Raw genomic sequence first — 16,962 nt, 5'->3', positions numbered from 1 at the left:
AGGAGGAAATGACATGACGAGAAAGAAAATCCGTTTCGGCATCATGCTTCAGGGCCCCGGCGGGCATATGAACGCCTGGCGGCACCCCAAAAGCCCGGTCGATGCCAGCGTCAATTTCGACTTTTTCAGGAAGACCGCTCTGAAGGCGGAAGCGGCGGGCATCGCCTTCGCTTTCGTGGCGGACGGGCTCTACATCAATGACAAGTCGATCCCGCATTTCCTCAACCGGTTCGAGCCGCTGACGATCCTGTCGGCGCTCGCCTCCGTGACCTCGAAGATCGGTCTCGCCGGTACGGTTTCGACTTCCTATAGCGATCCCTTCACCATTGCCCGCCAGTTCGCCTCGCTCGATCTGCTGAGCGGCGGTCGCGCCGGATGGAATGCGGTCACGACGCCGCTTGAAGGCACGGCGAAGAATTACAGCCGCAACCATCCCGAACATGCGCTGCGTTACGAGATCGCCGACGAATATCTCGAAGTGATCAAGGGCCTGTGGGATAGCTGGGACGATGACGCTTTCCTGCGCAACCGCGAGACGGGACAGTTCTTCGACCGGGCCAAACTCCATACGCTCGGCCATAAGGGCCGTTTCTTCCAGGTGGAAGGCCCGCTCAATATCCAGCGTTCGCCGCAGGGGCAGCCGGTCGTATTCCAGGCCGGCTCCTCCGATGCCGGTATCGGCCTTGCGGGCAAACATGCCGATGCCGTCTTCACCAATTCCGCTTCGCTGGAGGAAAACCAGACTTTCCTCAAGCGTGTGAAACAGAGCGCCGTCGCACAGGGCCGCTCCGCTGCCGATGTGAAGATTTTCCCCGGCATCGGCCCGATTGTCGGCGAGACGCAGGAGGAAGCGGAGGCGAAATACGACGTCATCCGCAACCTCATCACGACAGAGGATGCGCTCGCCTATCTCGGCCGTTTCTTCGATCATCATGATTTCAGCGCCTATCCGCTGGATGAGCCTTTCCCCGAACTCGGCGAGATCGGCAAGAACAGTTTCCGCTCCACGACCGACCGCATCAAGCGCCGCGCCAAGGAAAAGAACCAGACGCTGCGCGAGGCGGCGCTTGAGGCCGCGACCCCGCGTGAAGGTTTTATCGGCACCCCGGACAAGGTGGCTGACGAAATCATCCGCTGGGTGGAGCACGATGCGGCCGATGGCTTCATTCTGGGCTTTCCGGTGATTGCCGAGGGACTGGACGATTTCATCCGTCTCGTCATCCCGGTGCTGCAACGGCGCGGTTATTTCGATCCGCATCTGGAAGGGGCGACGCTGCGCGACCATCTCGGCCTGCCTTTCAGGGAAAGCGTCTATTCCAGCGGCGAGAGCAACGCGGACAAGGCCATCGCCTGAGCTTGCGGCCGGGCGGCGTTGATTGCTGCCCGGCACATATTTCAAGACGCGGCGTGTAAAGGCCGCGCAGGAGACAGAACCATGAATATCCGCATTGACGGCGCGCGTCCGCAGGACGACGCCGAACGGGGAATCCTTGCCTTCATCGACGAGAGCATCGCCATCCGGCATGATCTCCACCGGCATCCCGAGCTTTCGCTCAAGGAAAAACGCACGTCGGCGCTCATTGCCCGTTATCTGCTGTCATTCGGATATGAGGTGACGGAAGGTGTCGGCGGCCACGGCGTCGTCGCGACATTGAAACGCGGTCATGGTGAAAAACGTCTCGGAATCCGCGCCGATATCGACGCCCTGCCGATTATCGAGGAAACCGGCCTTGCCTATGCCAGCCAGACGCAGGGTGTCATGCATGCCTGCGGTCATGATGGTCATACGACGATCCTGCTCGCCGCCGCCCGCTATCTTGCGGAAACATCGAGTTTTTCCGGCACGCTGACGCTGATCTTCCAGCCGGCCGAGGAGATCGGCGCGGGTGCTAGGGCAATGATAAAGGACCGGCTGTTCGAGCGGTTTCCGGTCGATGCCGTCTTCGGACTGCATAATTGGCCGGGTGTCGACACCGGACAGTTCGGCTTCGTCGAAGGCCCCGCCATGGCCTCCGTCGACAAGGCGAAGGTGCGGATTGTCGGCAAGGGCGGGCATGGCGCCGCGCCGCATGAGACGGTCGATCCGGTTCTCGCCTCGGCCAGTTTCGTCACCGCCTTGCAGAGCATCGTTTCGCGCAATGTCGATCCGCGCGAGATGGCGGTACTGACGGTCGGTTCCATCCATGGCGGAACCGCCTCCAACGTCATTCCCGAGAGCGTCGAACTTCAGATCACCGCCCGGGCTTTTTCGCCTGCCGTGCGTGACAGGCTGGAGGAGCGACTTCCGGCGCTGGCGAAAGCGCAGGCCGAGAGCTTCGGCGCCAAGGCCGAGGTTGCCTATTCCCGTGGTTTCCCGCCCGTCATCAACCACGTCCCTCAGACGGCGTTCGCCCGCGATGTCGCCAAACGGCATTTCGCCGCCGGGCAGATCGCCGAAGCGTTCCAGCCGCGCACGGCGAGCGAGGATTTCGCCTTCATGCTGCAGGAACGGCCCGGCTCCTATCTGTTCGTCGGTAATGGCGACAGCGCGCCGCTGCACAGCCCTCACTACGATTTCAACGACGCGATCATCGCGCCGGCAGCACGCTTCTGGGTGCGGCTGGCGGAAGCCTATCTCTCCTGACGCGAAAATTAGGACAAGGACATGAGCGACAGTTTTTTCTACACATCGGTCAAGGATCCGCTCGCAACCCCGCTTCTTGAGGAGTTGCTGTTCGAATATGACAGCCGTTACGGCACGTTCTTCAATGCGGAAGGGGCCAAGGCGGAGCTGAACAAATATCCGCCGGAAGCCTTCAGCCCGCCATCGGGCAATTTCCTGCTGCTGCTGCGTGACGGCAAAGCGATCGCCGGCGGCGCCTTCATGCGCTACGACGACGAAACGGCGGAATTCAAGCGGGTCTGGACCCATTCCGCCCATCGCCGGCAAGGGCTTGCGAAAATCGTGCTGCGGGAACTGGAGCAGCAGGCGATCCGGCAGGGTTATGCCCGGGTTTATCTGACCACCGGCTTCCGCCAGCCGGAAGCGGTCGGCCTTTATCTCACCAATGGTTATCGCGCTTTGTTCGATACCGCGGCCGATCCCGAGACGATCCGGTCCTTGCCCTTCGAAAAATTTCTTTCCGACACGGCCACCTCCATCCCGGACGGTGCGCCAATACAGGCCGCCCGGCCGCAACTCTCTCCGGTTCATCCCTGAAAGGCTTTCTCCGATGACAATAGCCTCCGATTTTCCGCATGTTGCGGTGAGCGAACAGAAAGATGAGCCGGCCAGGCACGGCTATGCGCATTTTCGCGTCGTCCCCGCCCGTTATCCGCTGCGCACGGCGGGCACCGTTCTCGCGGTTCTCATCATTGTCGCCATCCTGCACTCCGTCTTCGGCAACCCCCGCTGGGGCTGGAACGTGTTTGCGGAATGGTTCTTTGCAGAGCCGGTGCTTGTGGGGCTCGGCCGGACGTTGCTGCTGACCGTGCTCGGGGCTTTTCTGGGGTTCGTGCTCGGCACGGTTCTGGCGCTCGCCCGTGTTTCGGGTTCGCCCCTGCTTGTCGCGATCTCCTGGACCTATATCTGGATATTCCGTTCCATTCCGCTGATCGTGCTTTTGCTGATCCTCAACAATCTCGGCTATCTCTACGAGACCGTGACGATCGGCGTGCCCTATACCGGCATCAATTTCTTCAGCTGGAACACGACGCAGCTGATGACACCCTTTGCCGCAGCGGTTCTGGGGCTGACATTGCATGCCGCGGCTTTCTCATCGGAAATCGTGCGTGGCGGTATACTCTCGGTGGAACAGGGCCAGCTTGAAGCGGCCGCTTCCCTCGGCCTGCCGCGTCGCCGGCAGTTTTCGCGGATCGTGCTGCCGCAGGCGATGCGGACCATTTTACCCAATGGTTTCAACGAGATAATTCTGCTCGCAAAGGGCACGTCGCAGGTCTATATCCTCGCGCTGCCGGAACTGTTCTATACGATCCAGATCATCTATCGCCGCAATCTGGAAGTGATCCCGCTGCTGATGGTCGCCACCGTCTGGTATCTGGTGATCCTGACCGCGCTTTCCATCGTTCAGCATCATATTGAACGGCACTTCTCGCGCGGCGCGCTGCGTAATCCGCCGCCCTCGCTGTTTGCCACGCTCTATCGCACCGTCCTGCCGCGCAAGCCTTTGCCGGAAGCGGTGGAGACGCCAGCGCCCGCCATTGAAAGACCTGAACGACCGGCTGCCACCAGGACAGGAAGTTTCCAGCTCGGCAATCGTGGCGGCTCGGTCAATATCCACGGCGTTTCCAAGTCCTTCGGAACACTGAAGGTGCTGGACGATGTCACGCTCTCCATTCCGGCAGGCAGCGTCACCACCATTCTCGGCCAGTCCGGCTCCGGCAAATCCACCTTGCTGCGCTCCATCAACCATCTGGAGCGTGTCGACGACGGCTTCATCGCCATCGACGGTGAACTGGTCGGATATCGTCAGAAAGGCGACACGCTTTACGAGTTGAAGGAAAAGGACATTCTGAAACGCCGCGTCGAAGTGGGCATGGTGTTCCAGAGCTTCAACCTGTTCCCGCATCTGACGGCGCTTGAAAACATCGCCGAAGCGCCGGTCGTGGTTCGCGGCATATCGAAAGAACAGGCGGAAGCCGAGGCGCGCGATCTTCTGGCCCGTGTCGGGCTGGCCGAAAAGGCAAGCGCCTATCCGCGCCAGCTTTCCGGTGGGCAGCAGCAGCGCGTGGCGATTGCCCGGGCCTTAGCGCTGCGGCCGAAGGTGCTGCTCTTTGACGAGCCGACATCCGCGCTCGACCCGGAGCTGGTCAATGAGGTGCTCGACGTCATCAAGGAGCTGTCCCGCTCCGGCGTCACGCTCATCATCGTCACCCACGAAATCGGCTTTGCCCGCGAAGTCTCCGACAGGGTCGTCTTCATGGAACAGGGCCGCATTCTCGAAACGGGCACGCCGGAGAAGGTGTTCAACAAGCCGGATCACCCGCGCACGGCCGAATTTCTCGCAAAAGTTCTCTAATCAACAACAAAGGAAACACTCACATGGCATTTTCATCGAAATTATTGTCTCTGCTCGCCGGCGGTTTTTTCACCGCCACCGCCGCGCTCATCCCGGTCGCGCATGCGCAGGAGGTTGATCTGTCGCCCGAGCAGAAGGGGCGGGTGCGCGCCGAAAAGGTGGAAGAGGCGATCAAGCTTCTGCCCGCCGGCCACAAATTCATCGCCGACGGAAAGCTGACGGTCGCGACCGTTCCCTTCCGCCTGCCGCTGGTGGATTATGCGAGCGACACGAAAACACCGATCGGCGTGGAGCCGGATATCGCCCAGCTGGTCGCCGACAGCCTCGGCCTTGAGCTGCAGCTTGTGCCCATCGCCTGGGCCGACTGGCCGCTCGGTCTTGCTTCCGGCAAATATGACGCCGTCGCCTCCAACATCACGGTGACGGAAGCCCGCAAGGAAAAGTTCGATTTTTCCAGCTATCGCAACGATCTGCTCGGCTTTTACGTCGGCAATAACAGCAAGGTCACATCAATCGGCAAGCCGGAGGATGTCGCAGGGCTGAAGGTCATCGTCGGGGCCGCCACCAATCAGGAGCAGATCCTGCTGAAATGGATCAAGGACAACAAGGCCAAGGGGCTGGCCGATACCGAGGTGCAATATTACGACGATCAGGCCGTGCTTGACGTCGCCCTGCAATCCGGCCGTGCGGATGCCTATCTCGGCCCCAACGCGACCTCTGCCTTTCAGGCGGCAAGCCAGAAGAAGACCAAGCTCGTCGGCACCTTCTCCGGCGGCTGGCCGGAAGCGGCCGAGATTGCCGTCGCTTCGAAAAAGGACGCAGGCATAGCCGAGGCCATCACCGCCGCGCTGAACGCCCAGATCAAGAACGGCAATTACGGCAAGGTTCTCGCCCGCTGGAATCTCGGTTCCGAAGCCATCACCGAATCCCGCACCAATCCGCCCGGCCTGCCCAAGAGCTGAGCGTGAAAGTTGAGTAGCCAAAAGCTGAGTTGAAGGTGGGACATCACTCAGCCGGTGGCGTGGGCATCCTCCCGCCCGCGCCACCTCCGTCCCGCAATCATCCTATCGGGAAACCACAATGACCTTCACCTCTCGTCTCGCCACGGCCACGCTCGGTGCCTTTCTCTCTGTCGCCGGTTTAGACTCGGCTTTGGCAACGGATGTTTTCAATCTGTCGCCGGATCAGCCCGGTCGTATCAGGGTCGAAAAAGACCCCGCCGCCATTGCCGCCGTGCCAAAGGATTTCAAGTTCGTCACGCCGGGCAAACTCACCGTCGCTGTTTCTCCCGGCGGGCCGCCATTGGCCACCTATGCGACGGATGCGAAGACCGTGGTGGGCGCAGACCCCGATTACGCGCTCGCTGTGGCCGACAGCCTCGGGTTGGAGCTGGAACTGGTGGCCGTGGCCTGGGCCGACTGGCCGCTCGGCCTTGCCTCGGGCAAATATGATGCCGTCATCTCCAATGTCGGCGTGACCGAACAGCGCAAGGAGAAGTTTGACTTCTCCACCTATCGGCAGGGTCTGCACGGCTTTTTCGTCAAATCCGACAGCGGCATAACTTCCATCCGCGAGCCGAAGGATGCGGCTGGTCTGAGGATCATTGTCGGCGCCGGTACCAATCAGGAGCGTATTCTGCTGAAATGGAGCGACGAGAATGTCGCCGCCGGTTTGAAACCGATCGAGCTGCAATATTACGATGACGAAGCCACTCGTCTCGTCGCCCTTTCGGCGGGCCGGGCGGATGTGATTGTCCAGCCGCATGCGCAGCTGGTTTTCATCGCCGCGCGCGATAATACCATCAAGCGGGTGGGAACGCTCTCCGCTGGCTGGCCGGAGCGCTCGGATGTCGCCATCACCACCCGCAAGGGTTCGGGACTGGCCGACGCGCTGACGCTTGCCACCAACGATCTGATCAAGAGCGGCGCCTATGCGAAGATCCTGGACCGCTGGCAGCTTTCAGAGGAGGCGCTGCCGGAATCGCGCACCAACCCGCCCGGCCTGCCGAAAAGCTGATTGCTTGAACGAATGCGGCGGACGACAATATCCGTGGGTTCGCCTGCGGATATTGTTGTGTTGTCGTGGCGTCAGAAATCCGCGACCTTGCCCCATGACGAATCAAGGAAACGGCTGGGGTGATAGGGCGCGGCATCGACGAGCGGGGTCGACCCCGTGACGATATCGGCGATCAGATGGCCAGCCCCCGGTCCGATGCCGAAACCATGACCGCTGAAGCCGGCGGCGAGGATAAAGCCGGGCAATTCGCTGGTTTCGCCAATGGCTGGAACGCCATCCGGCGTGCTGTCGATGAAGCCGGCCCAGGCGGCGGAAATCCGCGTTTTGCTGAGAGCGGGCAGAAGTTCCAGCGCCCTTTTGTGGGTTTCGCGAATGGCGGCGGCATTGGGTTTCGGATCGAGAATGCGAACCCGTTCCATCGGTGTCGGTGCATCCAGCCGCCAGCGTTTCAGCGTCTCATGGCCGCCGCGAATGCCTTCCAGTCCGCCCGGACGGAGACTGCGCCAGCGCTTGAGGAACATCGGAATAAATTCGCGGGCAAAACGCATCTGCTGCGCCGTCGGGTCAATGCGCCCCAGCCCGCTGATGGCGAGCGTGTAACCGCCATCGTGCCGTTTCGTTGCGGAGACGGCGGCGGTGTGCAGCGCATCCGGCAGGCCTTCCGCACCTGGCGTGACCGATAGGATGGAGGAGCGGACGGAGGCCTGCGGGAAACGAATGCCCAGCTGGCGGCAGAAGGAGGACGCCCAGGCTCCACCGGACATGATGGCGGTCTTGGTGCGGATCGTACCTTTTTCGGTGACGACGGCGCTGACCCGGCCGCCCTCGGTCTCAAGCCCGCGTGCGGCGCAATTCTGATGCACCGTGCCGCCCAGTTTGATGATGGCGCGCGCCACGGCGGGTGCCGCCATGGAAGGATCGGCCGTGCCGTCGGTGGGTGAGAAGACGCCGCCCTTCCAGCGTTTGCCGGTGGCGCGGCCGCGCTCACTTGCCTCATCGGCGCTCAGCATATGGGTCGTCACGCCGGCGGTGAGGGCAAAGTCGCGCCAGCGCGCCCAGCCGGCAAGTTCCGCCTCGTTGTCGCTCAGATAAAACAATCCGCAGCGGCGAAAGCCGGTGTCTTCGCCGCTTTCACTGGCAAATTGCTCCCACAATGCAAGGCTCTGCGTCGAAATCGGCAGTTCCCTTGCGTCCCGGTTCTGCTGCCGGCACCAGCCCCAGTTGCGGCTGGATTGCTCCGCGCCAACAAGGCCCTTTTCCACCAGAGCCACTTTCAGGCCACGCCGGGCGAGGTAATAGGCGGCGAAAACGCCGACGATGCCGCCGCCGATAATGACGGCGTCTGCGGCTTTCGGCAGTTCCGGCGATGTCGTGATCTGTTGCAGCGGGGCGGGCATGGTCGGACTCCTTATATTCGTCCTAATTTACCTTGGCTGACGTGTAAACGCTGCCAGACTGGGCCTCCTGCTGGAATATCCTGCTGTTCGGCGGCATCTCTGCAACTCTTTATGCTGAATGAAAAAAACAACGCCGCGTCGACATGGGGCATCCATGTGCTAAGATTTTACCTGCCGCGCCAGAATTTTATGCCGCGTGCCTGAAAAAACAAAAAAGGGGTTCCGCACGTGATGAAACTTGACCGGATCGATATCAAGATCCTCTACGAACTGCAGAAAAACGGTCGCATCACCAATGTCGAACTGGCGGAACTCGTCAATCTGTCGCCCAGCCCCTGCCTGATGCGGGTGAAGAAGCTTCAGTCGGAAGGTTATATCGAAGGCTATTCGGCGCAGATCAACATCAACAAGCTTGGCCAGACACTGACGGTCTTCACCGAAATCACGCTCAAGAACCACCGCCAGATCGATTTCGCCCGCTTTCTCGGCGTCGTCGAAAAGATCGACCAGGTGGTGGAATGCCACCTCGTTTCCGGCGGCTACGACTACCTGCTGAAATTCGTCACCTCGGGCATCGTCGAATATCAGTCGATCATGGAGCGATTGACGGATATGGATGTCGGCATCGACAAATATTTCAGCTTCGTGGTGCTGAAATCGCCGATCACCAAATCGCATATGCCGCTGACCAGCCTGTTTCCGCTTTGAGGTGAGAGGGGTGCATCAGACGTCCGCAGAAGCGATGGGTTTGACAGGGTGTTGCACTTACACTCCATCACCCCGGACTTGATCCGGGGTCCAGCGTGATCAAGTCCTTGATCGCAAGAGACTCTTCTCACGGCGCAGACGCGCCTTGGCTGGATGCCGGATCAAGTCCGGCATGACGGAGGAGAGGTTGTCATACCTGTTTGGCATTCGTTGAGCTCACCGTTTGGAAAACGCCCGCACCAGCTCCGCATCCTGCTGGAGATTATCAAGCCATGTCGGGTCGAGTTTCGGCACTGAGGAGAAGAGCAGCTTCGAATAGGGATGGGTGGGCGATTTGATTGCTTCGGTTTCCAGATGCTCCACTTTCTGGCCGCCATACATCACGACTATTTCGTCGCAGATTGTCTCAACCACCGAAAGATCGTGGCTGATGAAGATGTAGGAGAGGTTCAGTTCCCGCTGCAATTCTCCGAGCAGATCAATGATCGCTGCCGCGACCACGGTATCGAGCGCCGAGGTGATTTCATCGCAGATGATGAGCGACGGTTCGGCCGCGAGCGCACGGGCAAAGTTGATGCGCTGTTTCTGTCCGCCGGAAAGGCCGGAAGGATGGCGGTGGCGGACCGAGCGTGGCAACTTCACCATATCAAGCAGCTCATCGATCCGCGCATCCCGGACCTTGCCCTTCATGCCGTGGTAGAAAGTCAGTGGCCGGCCGAGAATATCCTCGATGGCTTTCGACGGGTTGAGCGCGGTATCGGCATACTGGAAAACGATCTGCATGCGGCGCAGCTGGTCGCTGGTGCGCCGGCGGGCATCGGCATCGAGTTCCCGGCCTTCGAAGATGACATGGCCGCTTGCGGCCGGCAGGATGCCGGCAATGGCCCGCGCCAGTGTCGATTTTCCGCAGCCGGATTCGCCGATGATGCCGAGATTGCGGCCGGGATAGACGGCAAGGCTGACGGAATCCACCGCACGCACCAATGGCATGCGGTCATCGCCTTTTGTGCCATAACCGGCGATCAGCTGGTCGATGTCGAGGAGCGGTGTCGCCTCACTTTGTTTGAGCGGTGTCACGACACGCACCTTGTCGTTAAAGGCGGTCAACAATTCGCGGGTATAGGGGTGTTGGGCGTTCTCCAGAATATCCTTGGTCGTGCCGGTTTCCTGAACCTCGCCGCCTTTCAGCACCACAATCCGGTCGGCAATCTGGGCGACGACGGCAAGGTCGTGCGAAACATAGACGCCGCCAATGCCGCCCTTGCGCATCGCCGATTTGAAGGCACGCAGAACCTCGATCTGGGTCGTCACATCAAGTGCGGTCGTCGGTTCGTCGAAAATCACCAGTTGAGGATTGCCGATCAGCGCCATGGCGGCCGAGAGACGCTGCAGCTGGCCGCCGGACACCTGATGCGGGTAACGCTCGCCGATGGTTTCCGGATTGGGCAGTGACAATGCCTTGAAAAGCTCAACCGCTTTTTTACGCGCCTCCTGGGGCGGCATAAGGTGGTGTATGCGGGTGACTTCGATGACCTGATCGATGATTTTCTGCGCCGGGTTGAATGCGGCGGCCGCACTCTGCGGCACGTAGGATATTTTCGTGCCGCGCACCCTGGCGCGCTCGGCTTCGGAAAGCTGCACCATGTCCCGGCCTGCCACCGTGACGCTGCCGCCGGAAATGCGGCATCCCGGCCGTGCATACCCCATCAGGGTCAGTGCGATGGTGGTCTTGCCAGAACCGCTTTCGCCGATCAGCGCGACGATCTCGCCCTCCGCGATATCGATGTCGATACCCTTGATGATATCGATGCGGCGGCCGGAATCGGTGGTGGCTTCGACCTTCAGTCCACGGATTTCAACGAGATTGCTCATTATTCGCTCCTGTCGCGGATTTTCTGCGGCAGATTGTCGATCAGCAGGTTGACGCTGATCGTCAGGCTGGCAATCGCCAGCGATGGGAAGATGACCGCCGGTGCGGCAAAGGGCAGGCCGCCGATGTTTTCACGCACCAGCGCGCCCCAGTCGGCGTTTGGCGGCTGCAGGCCGAGACCGAGGAAGGACAGGCCGGACAGAAGCAGCACGATGAAGACGAAACGCACGCCGAGATCGGCAAGCACGGGCCGGATGATGTTGGGCAGGATTTCGGAACTGATGAGATAAAGCAGGCTCTCGCCGCGCACCCGCGCGACGGTTACGAAATCCATGGTGTTGACATTGACGGCCAGCGCCCGCGCGAAACGATAGGCGCCGGGCGTATAGATGACCGACAACGTGACGATGAGCACCGGAATGGACGAGCCGACGGCCGCCACGACCACGAGGCCGAACAGCTTGCTTGGAATGGAGTTCACCGCGTCGAGGAAACGGCTGAGTGCCGCATCGAACCAGCCGCCGATGACGGCGGCGCACATGCCAAGCACGACGCCACAGGTGCAGGCGATGGTGACGGCCGCCAGCGAAATGCCGACCGTGAAACGCGCGCCCATCAGGATACGGGAGAACACGTCGCGACCGAGATAATCGGAACCGAGCCAGAGATCTGCCGTCATAGGCCCGAAATAATCGAGATCGACGATTTCACCCACCGGATGGGGAATGAGATAGGGCGCGAAGATCGCAACCATGGCCCAGAGGAAGATGACGAGAAAGCCGAAAACGCCGACTGCGTTGATCTTGTAACCCAAACGCGAGGTCCCCTGATATGTCTTGATATGATCGGCCATCAGCGCAGCCTCGGATTGGACATGATGGCGATGATGTCAGCCGTCGTGATGAGGAGGAGATAACCGACGCAGAAGATCATCGCGCAGGTCTGGATCAGCGGCAGATCGCGGGTGGCGACGCCATCGACCATCAGCTTGGCGATACCGGGATAGTTGAAGATCGTCTCGACGATGATGACGCCACCGACAAGGTACGAAAGCGACAGTGCCACCGCATTGACGATGGGGCCGAGCGCATTGGGAAGCGCGTGACGCAGCACGATGCGCATGCGCGGCGCGCCCTTCAGGAGCGCCATTTCGACATAGGGTGTATCCAGCGTCTCGATCACGGCGGCGCGGCTCATGCGGATCATCTGGGCCGAGACGACGAAGGTCAGCGTTATGACCGGCATGGCGTAAACGCGCAGCACATCGAACAGCGTGTGAACCTCGCTGACCAGCGACAGCGCCGGCAGCCATTTCAGATAAACCGCGAAAAGCAGGACGGCGAGCGTGGCGATCATGAATTCCGGCACGGAAATGACGCCGATGGTCAGCACCGTAACGATGCGGTCGTAAAGCGTTCCGCGCAGCATGGCGGAGCTGATGCCGAGTGTGAGCGCCAGTGGCACGGCGATGAGCGTGGTGATGCCGGCCAGCTTCATGGAGTTGACGAAGCGCGGGCCGATGAGATCGGCAATCGCCATGTTGTTGGCATAGGAGGTGCCGAGTTCGCCATGCAGCAGGCCGAAAAGCCAGCGAACGAAGCGCAGCAGGGCGGGATCGTCGAGATGCATGGCGGTGCGCAGGCCGGCTACGGCCTCCGGCGTTGCCGCCTGACCGAGAAGGATCGTCGCCGTATCGCCGGGCAGCAGGCTGGTGGCGGAAAAGACGATAAATGACACGATCAGCAGCGTCGTCAGCATGACGACCAGCCGCCGGGCGACAAGGGACAATATCCGGCTGTTCATTCACATGCTCCTGCGACCTGCCTGATTGTGGAGGCTTTCCGCATCGGCGGAAAACTTGGCCGGGCGCAGCTTTTTTGCGCCCGGCTCCATGGTCTATCAGGCTTCGAGCCAGACGTATTCCGCAAAGGCGTAACCCATCATGCCGCCGAGCGGATTGGCTTCCAGGCCCTTCAGCTTGGAACTGATGGCATCCACATTGGTAAGATAGGCGGGAATGATGGTGCCGGCTTCGTCGGCGATCATCGTCTGCATCTCGAAGTAGATCTGCTTGCGCTTCTCCATATCGAGCAGGCCGCGCGCCTCGAGCATCAGCTTGTCGAACTTCTCCGACTTGTACTGGCTCTCGTTCCAGGGAGCGTCGGATGCATAAAGCAGCGAGAACAGGATGTCCGGTGTCGGGCGCGGGTTGATGTTGCCGAAATGGATCGGCGCTTTCAGCCAGTAATTGCTCCAGTAGCCGTCAGCGGGAACGCGCTGCACATCCAGCTTGAGGCCGATTTCGGCAGCGGAGGCCTGGATGATCATTGCCATGTCGATGGCCGAATTTGCCGCATCCGAGGTGATGACCGGGATGGACTGGCCGAGGAGGCCGGCCTTCTCGAAGTGGAACTTGGCCTTCTCGGGATCGAAGGCCTTCGGCTTCAGGTCCGGATTATGATAGGGGCTCATGGGCGGAACCGGCTGGTCGTTGCCGACTTCGCCAAGACCGCGCAAGGCCGCCTTGACGATCTGCTCACGGTTGACGATCGATTTCATGCCGGCAATGAAATCGGCCTTGTTGCCCGGAGCCTGATCGAGGCGCATGTTGAGATTGGTGTAGTTGCCGGAAGTTCCCTTCGACAGGACGACACCCTCCTGCTTGTCGAGCAGGCGAAGCGCGCGCGGATTGATGGCGGCCGCGAGCTGGATGTCGCCGGAGAGAAGCGCATTGACGCGGGCATTATCGTCCGAGATCGCGAAGAACTCGAAGCTGTCGACGTGCGGGCCGCCGGATTTCCAGTAATTGCTGTTCTTGGACATGATCGAGCGCACACCCGGCTCGAATGTTTCTAGCTTGAAGGCGCCGGTGCCGTTGCCCTTGGAGAAGTCGGTCGCGCCGTCGGCGACGATCATGAAGTGGTGCATGGCAAGGATCGTCGGCAGGTCGGCATTGGCGCTGGCAAGCGTGATCTCGACCGTACTCTTGTCGAGCGCCTTGAAGCCGGTCATCTGGGCGGCGATCTTGGCGACCTTGGAGCCGACAGCCGGATCGAGATGGCGCTTCAGCGAATAGACCACGTCATCGGCCGTCAGCGCCTTGCCGTCGTGGAAGGTAACGCCGGAACGCAGTTTTACCGTCCAGGTCTTGGCATCCTTGGATTCGATGGATTCGGCCAGCTCCATCTGCGGCGTGCCGGAAGCATCGAGGAAGCTCAGCCGGTTATAAAGCGCGCAGCAACGGACATAATCCGTGGAAAGCGAGGCTTTTGCGGGGTCGAGCGTATCGGCTGTGGAAGAGGACCAGCCGGCAGCCTTCAGCGTGCCGCCGGAAACCGGGGTGGCCGCGAGCGCCTGCGAGGCGCGGCCGAGAATGGCCGAACCGGCGGAAAGGGCGACGCCGCCGGCCAGCATCATGTGAAGCAGCTCACGCCGCGTCGCGCCGCGACGGATCGCCTGTTCAACGGCGGCATCGTCGGAGCGGGTCCAGTTTGTAATCCTGTCACTCATGGTCTTCCCCTTTTGTATGATTTGTTGAAATGTGTCTGCAGAAATTCCCGGCGGTCCGCGTCCCAGTTCGCGCCACGCCCCTGGTGGAAGGCGGTTCAGCCGCCCGCCTGTCTCGTGGCTTCGGCAAGGCCGGCCATCGAGGTGAAGTGATAATCCGGCTCGGTAAAGTTTTCCGGCTCGATCGTGCCGCCATATCCCTTCTGGTCGTGGCGGCGCTCAATCCAGCAATTGGTCATGCCCAACTTCCGGGAAATGCCGATATCGTGGTACTGGCTTTGCGCGACATGCAGGATGTCGTCCTTCGAGGCGCCCTCGCTCTCAACAAACGCAAAGACCTTCTCGAAAAAGGCCGGGTCCGGTTTTTCGGTGCCGGTATCATCCGCCGTGAAAGCGGCGTGGAAGGGATTGCCGAGTTCTTTCGAGAAATGTTCGAAGGCCCAGCGCTGGGCATTGGTCATGGCGATGAGGCGGTGTGTCTTTGCAAGCTGCGCCATGGCGGCACGGCTGTCTTCGAACCCCTTCCAGTTCTTGGCGGCGTCGCGCAGGCGTTCGCCAAGAGCACGTTCTGCCGGCAAGCCAAGTTGCGGAGCGATGATGAGATACACGCGGACGAGATCGTCCGGAAAAAGGTCTGTCGCGTCTGAATAACGGGCCGCGCGGTAAAGGCCGAGCGCCTTTTCACCATCGACTTCGACGCCATTCTCAGCGCCGATCTGCGTCAGGGTCGATTTCAGACCCCCTTCGAAATCGATGAGAGTTCCCACCACATCGAAGCTCATATATTTGAAGTCGCTCAATTTTTTGGGCAATGTCGGTCTCCGCTCTGCCGCCTCGTCCTCTTGGGGGAGGTTGCGGCATTTTATTTTGTTCCCGGACGAGATCCTTGTCCCGTTCCTATTTTTGAAAACGCCGGTTTTCATGGCGCTTTGTGCTTTTTCTAAGGATAGTTTGGCACTTCCAGCACACCGGATTCGCCGAAATGGATCGGCTCTTCGGCAGAATATTGCGAATATGTGGTGTGTTGCGACATTTCGAGGTGGTGTCGCGATGCCGCCGTGCCGGTGCTTCAGGCCATTGCCGCCCGCACCGCCGGGTCCTCGAGCGTCTGGTTCAGGGTTTTCAACGTCCGCTCGATGATCGCATCGATTTCACTGTCGGTGCAGCAGAGTGGCGGCGCATAACCGAGAATACCGTTCGCGAAGGCCCTGACGATGAGGCCGTTTTCCCAGGCACGGTCGAAAACCTTGCGGGCCGGTGCGGCGGCGGCCGGCAGCGGGGTCTTTTTTTCCTTGTCGGTCACGAGCTCGACAGCGGCGAGCATGCCACGGCCACGAACATCGCCCACCAGCGGGTGGCTTCTCAGGCCCTCCAGCCCGGCCATCAGCCGCGCCCCGGCGCGGCGGCCATTTTCCAGCAGTCCGCCTTCATAAAGCTTCAGCACTTCCAGCCCGACGGCGGCGCTGACGGGGTGGGCGGAATAGGTGTAACCATGCCCGATCGCCGCTTCGCCGGCGAAGTCGGCTATTGTATCATAGACATGATCGGCCATGAACACCGCGCCCATCGGCACATAGCCGGAGGTGAGGCCCTTCGCGGCGGTGATGAAGTCCGGCACGATGTCCTCGTCGGTGCAGGCGAAGAGGGGCCCGGTGCGGCCAAAACCGGTAATCACCTCGTCGGCGATGAAGAGGATGCCATAGGATCGGCAGAGTTCGCGCATGGCCTTGATCCAGCCCGGCGGCGGCACGAGAACGCCACCCGAGCCCTGAATGGGTTCCGCGTAAAAGGCGGCGACGCGGTCCGGCCCGATGGCCTCGATCTTGTCCTTCAGGATTTGCAGCGAAGAGGCGATGATGGCGGCCGGGTCGCTTCCGACCGGGTTACGGTAGGCATAATGCGACGGGATTTTATGCTGCCAGTCGTAAGGCACGCCAAAACCGGCATGGAAGGCGGGCAGGGCGGTGAGGCCCGAACCGGCCGTGGTGGAGCCGTGATAACCCTGTTCGATGGAAATGAACTGGTCGCGCTGCGGCTCACCCTTGGCGTGCCAGTAATAACGGATGAAGCGAATGGTGCTGTCCACCGCATCGGAACCGCCAAGCGTGAAATAGACGTGGTTGAGGTCGCCCGGCGCGCGGTCGGCAAGTTCGGAGGCAAGGCGGATCGCCGGTTCGCTGCCAATGTCGAAATAGGCGGTGGCATAGGGCAATTCCCGCATCTGTTTTGTCGCGGCCTCGACGATGCTCTCATGCCCGTAACCTGCATTGACGCACCATAGGCCGGCAAAACCGTCGATGAGCTGGTGGCCGGTCATGTCGGTGACGGTGGCGCCGTTTGCTGATTGCAGCACCCGCACGCCGAGCTTCTCATGGCCGCGGAAAGACGAGACGGGGTGGACAAGGTGGGCGCGGTCCAGTTCGATCAGGGAATTGCTTAACATGAG

General features: G+C 60.8%; 14 protein-coding genes. 7 read left to right on the top strand and 7 right to left on the bottom strand.

Annotated features, from left to right (window positions below):
• Window positions 1–13: 13 nt before the first annotated feature.
• The 6 genes from JZX88_RS11720 to JZX88_RS11695 all read left to right on the top strand — a co-directional run bounded on the left by JZX88_RS11720 (window position 14) and on the right by JZX88_RS11695 (window position 7,034).
• The gene (locus tag JZX88_RS11720) at window positions 14–1,354 is read left to right on the top strand and encodes an LLM class flavin-dependent oxidoreductase (protein ID WP_206913679.1); all 1,341 of its coding nucleotides are present in this window, start codon (window positions 14–16) and stop codon (window positions 1,352–1,354) included.
• Window positions 1,355–1,435: 81 nt separating this feature from the next.
• Window positions 1,436–2,623, top strand: coding sequence for a M20 aminoacylase family protein (locus JZX88_RS11715; protein ID WP_206913677.1), 1,188 nt, complete (start codon window positions 1,436–1,438; stop codon window positions 2,621–2,623).
• 21 nt (window positions 2,624–2,644) lie between these two features.
• Window positions 2,645–3,199, top strand: coding sequence for a GNAT family N-acetyltransferase (locus tag JZX88_RS11710; RefSeq protein WP_142855954.1), 555 nt, complete (start codon window positions 2,645–2,647; stop codon window positions 3,197–3,199).
• 13 nt (window positions 3,200–3,212) lie between these two features.
• Window positions 3,213–5,018 carry an amino acid ABC transporter permease/ATP-binding protein gene (locus tag JZX88_RS26370; protein WP_206913675.1) on the top strand — a complete coding sequence of 602 codons (1,806 nt, stop codon included), beginning with the start codon at window positions 3,213–3,215 and terminating at the stop codon, window positions 5,016–5,018.
• A gap of 23 nt (window positions 5,019–5,041) precedes the next feature.
• Window positions 5,042–5,980: an ABC transporter substrate-binding protein gene (locus tag JZX88_RS11700; RefSeq protein ID WP_174031288.1), complete on the top strand. Its 939-nt coding sequence runs from the start codon at window positions 5,042–5,044 to the stop codon at window positions 5,978–5,980.
• A gap of 118 nt (window positions 5,981–6,098) precedes the next feature.
• Window positions 6,099–7,034, top strand: a complete 936-nt coding sequence (locus JZX88_RS11695; protein ID WP_206913673.1) for an ABC transporter substrate-binding protein — start codon at window positions 6,099–6,101, stop codon at window positions 7,032–7,034.
• A gap of 71 nt (window positions 7,035–7,105) precedes the next feature.
• Here JZX88_RS11695 and JZX88_RS11690 read toward each other — a convergent pair whose 3' ends face one another.
• Entirely contained in the window at window positions 7,106–8,431 is a 1,326-nt protein-coding gene (locus JZX88_RS11690; RefSeq protein ID WP_174031284.1) for an FAD-binding oxidoreductase, read from the bottom strand.
• Between the two features lie 231 nt (window positions 8,432–8,662).
• Between JZX88_RS11690 and JZX88_RS11685 the strand changes: the two genes are divergently transcribed.
• Window positions 8,663–9,139: an Lrp/AsnC family transcriptional regulator gene (locus JZX88_RS11685; RefSeq protein WP_046801438.1), complete on the top strand. Its 477-nt coding sequence runs from the start codon at window positions 8,663–8,665 to the stop codon at window positions 9,137–9,139.
• A 216-nt stretch (window positions 9,140–9,355) separates the two neighbouring features.
• Here JZX88_RS11685 and JZX88_RS11680 read toward each other — a convergent pair whose 3' ends face one another.
• The 6 genes from JZX88_RS11680 to JZX88_RS11655 all read right to left on the bottom strand — a co-directional run bounded on the left by JZX88_RS11680 (window position 9,356) and on the right by JZX88_RS11655 (window position 16,959).
• A complete protein-coding gene (locus JZX88_RS11680) occupies window positions 9,356–11,011 on the bottom strand; it encodes an ABC transporter ATP-binding protein (protein WP_206913671.1) in 1,656 nt (551 codons plus the stop codon).
• Window positions 11,011–11,862, bottom strand: a complete 852-nt coding sequence (locus JZX88_RS11675; protein ID WP_206913670.1) for an ABC transporter permease — start codon at window positions 11,860–11,862, stop codon at window positions 11,011–11,013. The genes JZX88_RS11680 and JZX88_RS11675 overlap by 1 nt, the downstream gene beginning before the upstream one ends.
• The gene (locus JZX88_RS11670) at window positions 11,862–12,812 is read right to left on the bottom strand and encodes an ABC transporter permease (RefSeq protein WP_065117497.1); all 951 of its coding nucleotides are present in this window, start codon (window positions 12,810–12,812) and stop codon (window positions 11,862–11,864) included. Before JZX88_RS11670 ends, JZX88_RS11675 begins: the two co-directional genes overlap by 1 nt.
• Before the next feature lie 96 nt (window positions 12,813–12,908).
• Window positions 12,909–14,519 carry an ABC transporter substrate-binding protein gene (locus JZX88_RS11665; RefSeq protein WP_052818935.1) on the bottom strand — a complete coding sequence of 537 codons (1,611 nt, stop codon included), beginning with the start codon at window positions 14,517–14,519 and terminating at the stop codon, window positions 12,909–12,911.
• A 95-nt stretch (window positions 14,520–14,614) separates the two neighbouring features.
• The gene (locus JZX88_RS11660; protein WP_065117498.1) at window positions 14,615–15,328 is read right to left on the bottom strand and encodes an HAD-IA family hydrolase; all 714 of its coding nucleotides are present in this window, start codon (window positions 15,326–15,328) and stop codon (window positions 14,615–14,617) included.
• Window positions 15,329–15,585: 257 nt separating this feature from the next.
• Complete coding sequence (locus JZX88_RS11655) at window positions 15,586–16,959, bottom strand: aspartate aminotransferase family protein (protein ID WP_110757875.1); 1,374 nt, start codon at window positions 16,957–16,959, stop codon at window positions 15,586–15,588.
• Window positions 16,960–16,962: the final 3 nt, after the last annotated feature.

It is taken from the genome of Agrobacterium sp. OT33, assembly GCF_017313365.1.
Taxonomy (GTDB): domain Bacteria; phylum Pseudomonadota; class Alphaproteobacteria; order Rhizobiales; family Rhizobiaceae; genus Agrobacterium; species Agrobacterium rhizogenes_A.
This window is presented reverse-complemented; position numbering and strand designations above follow the sequence as displayed.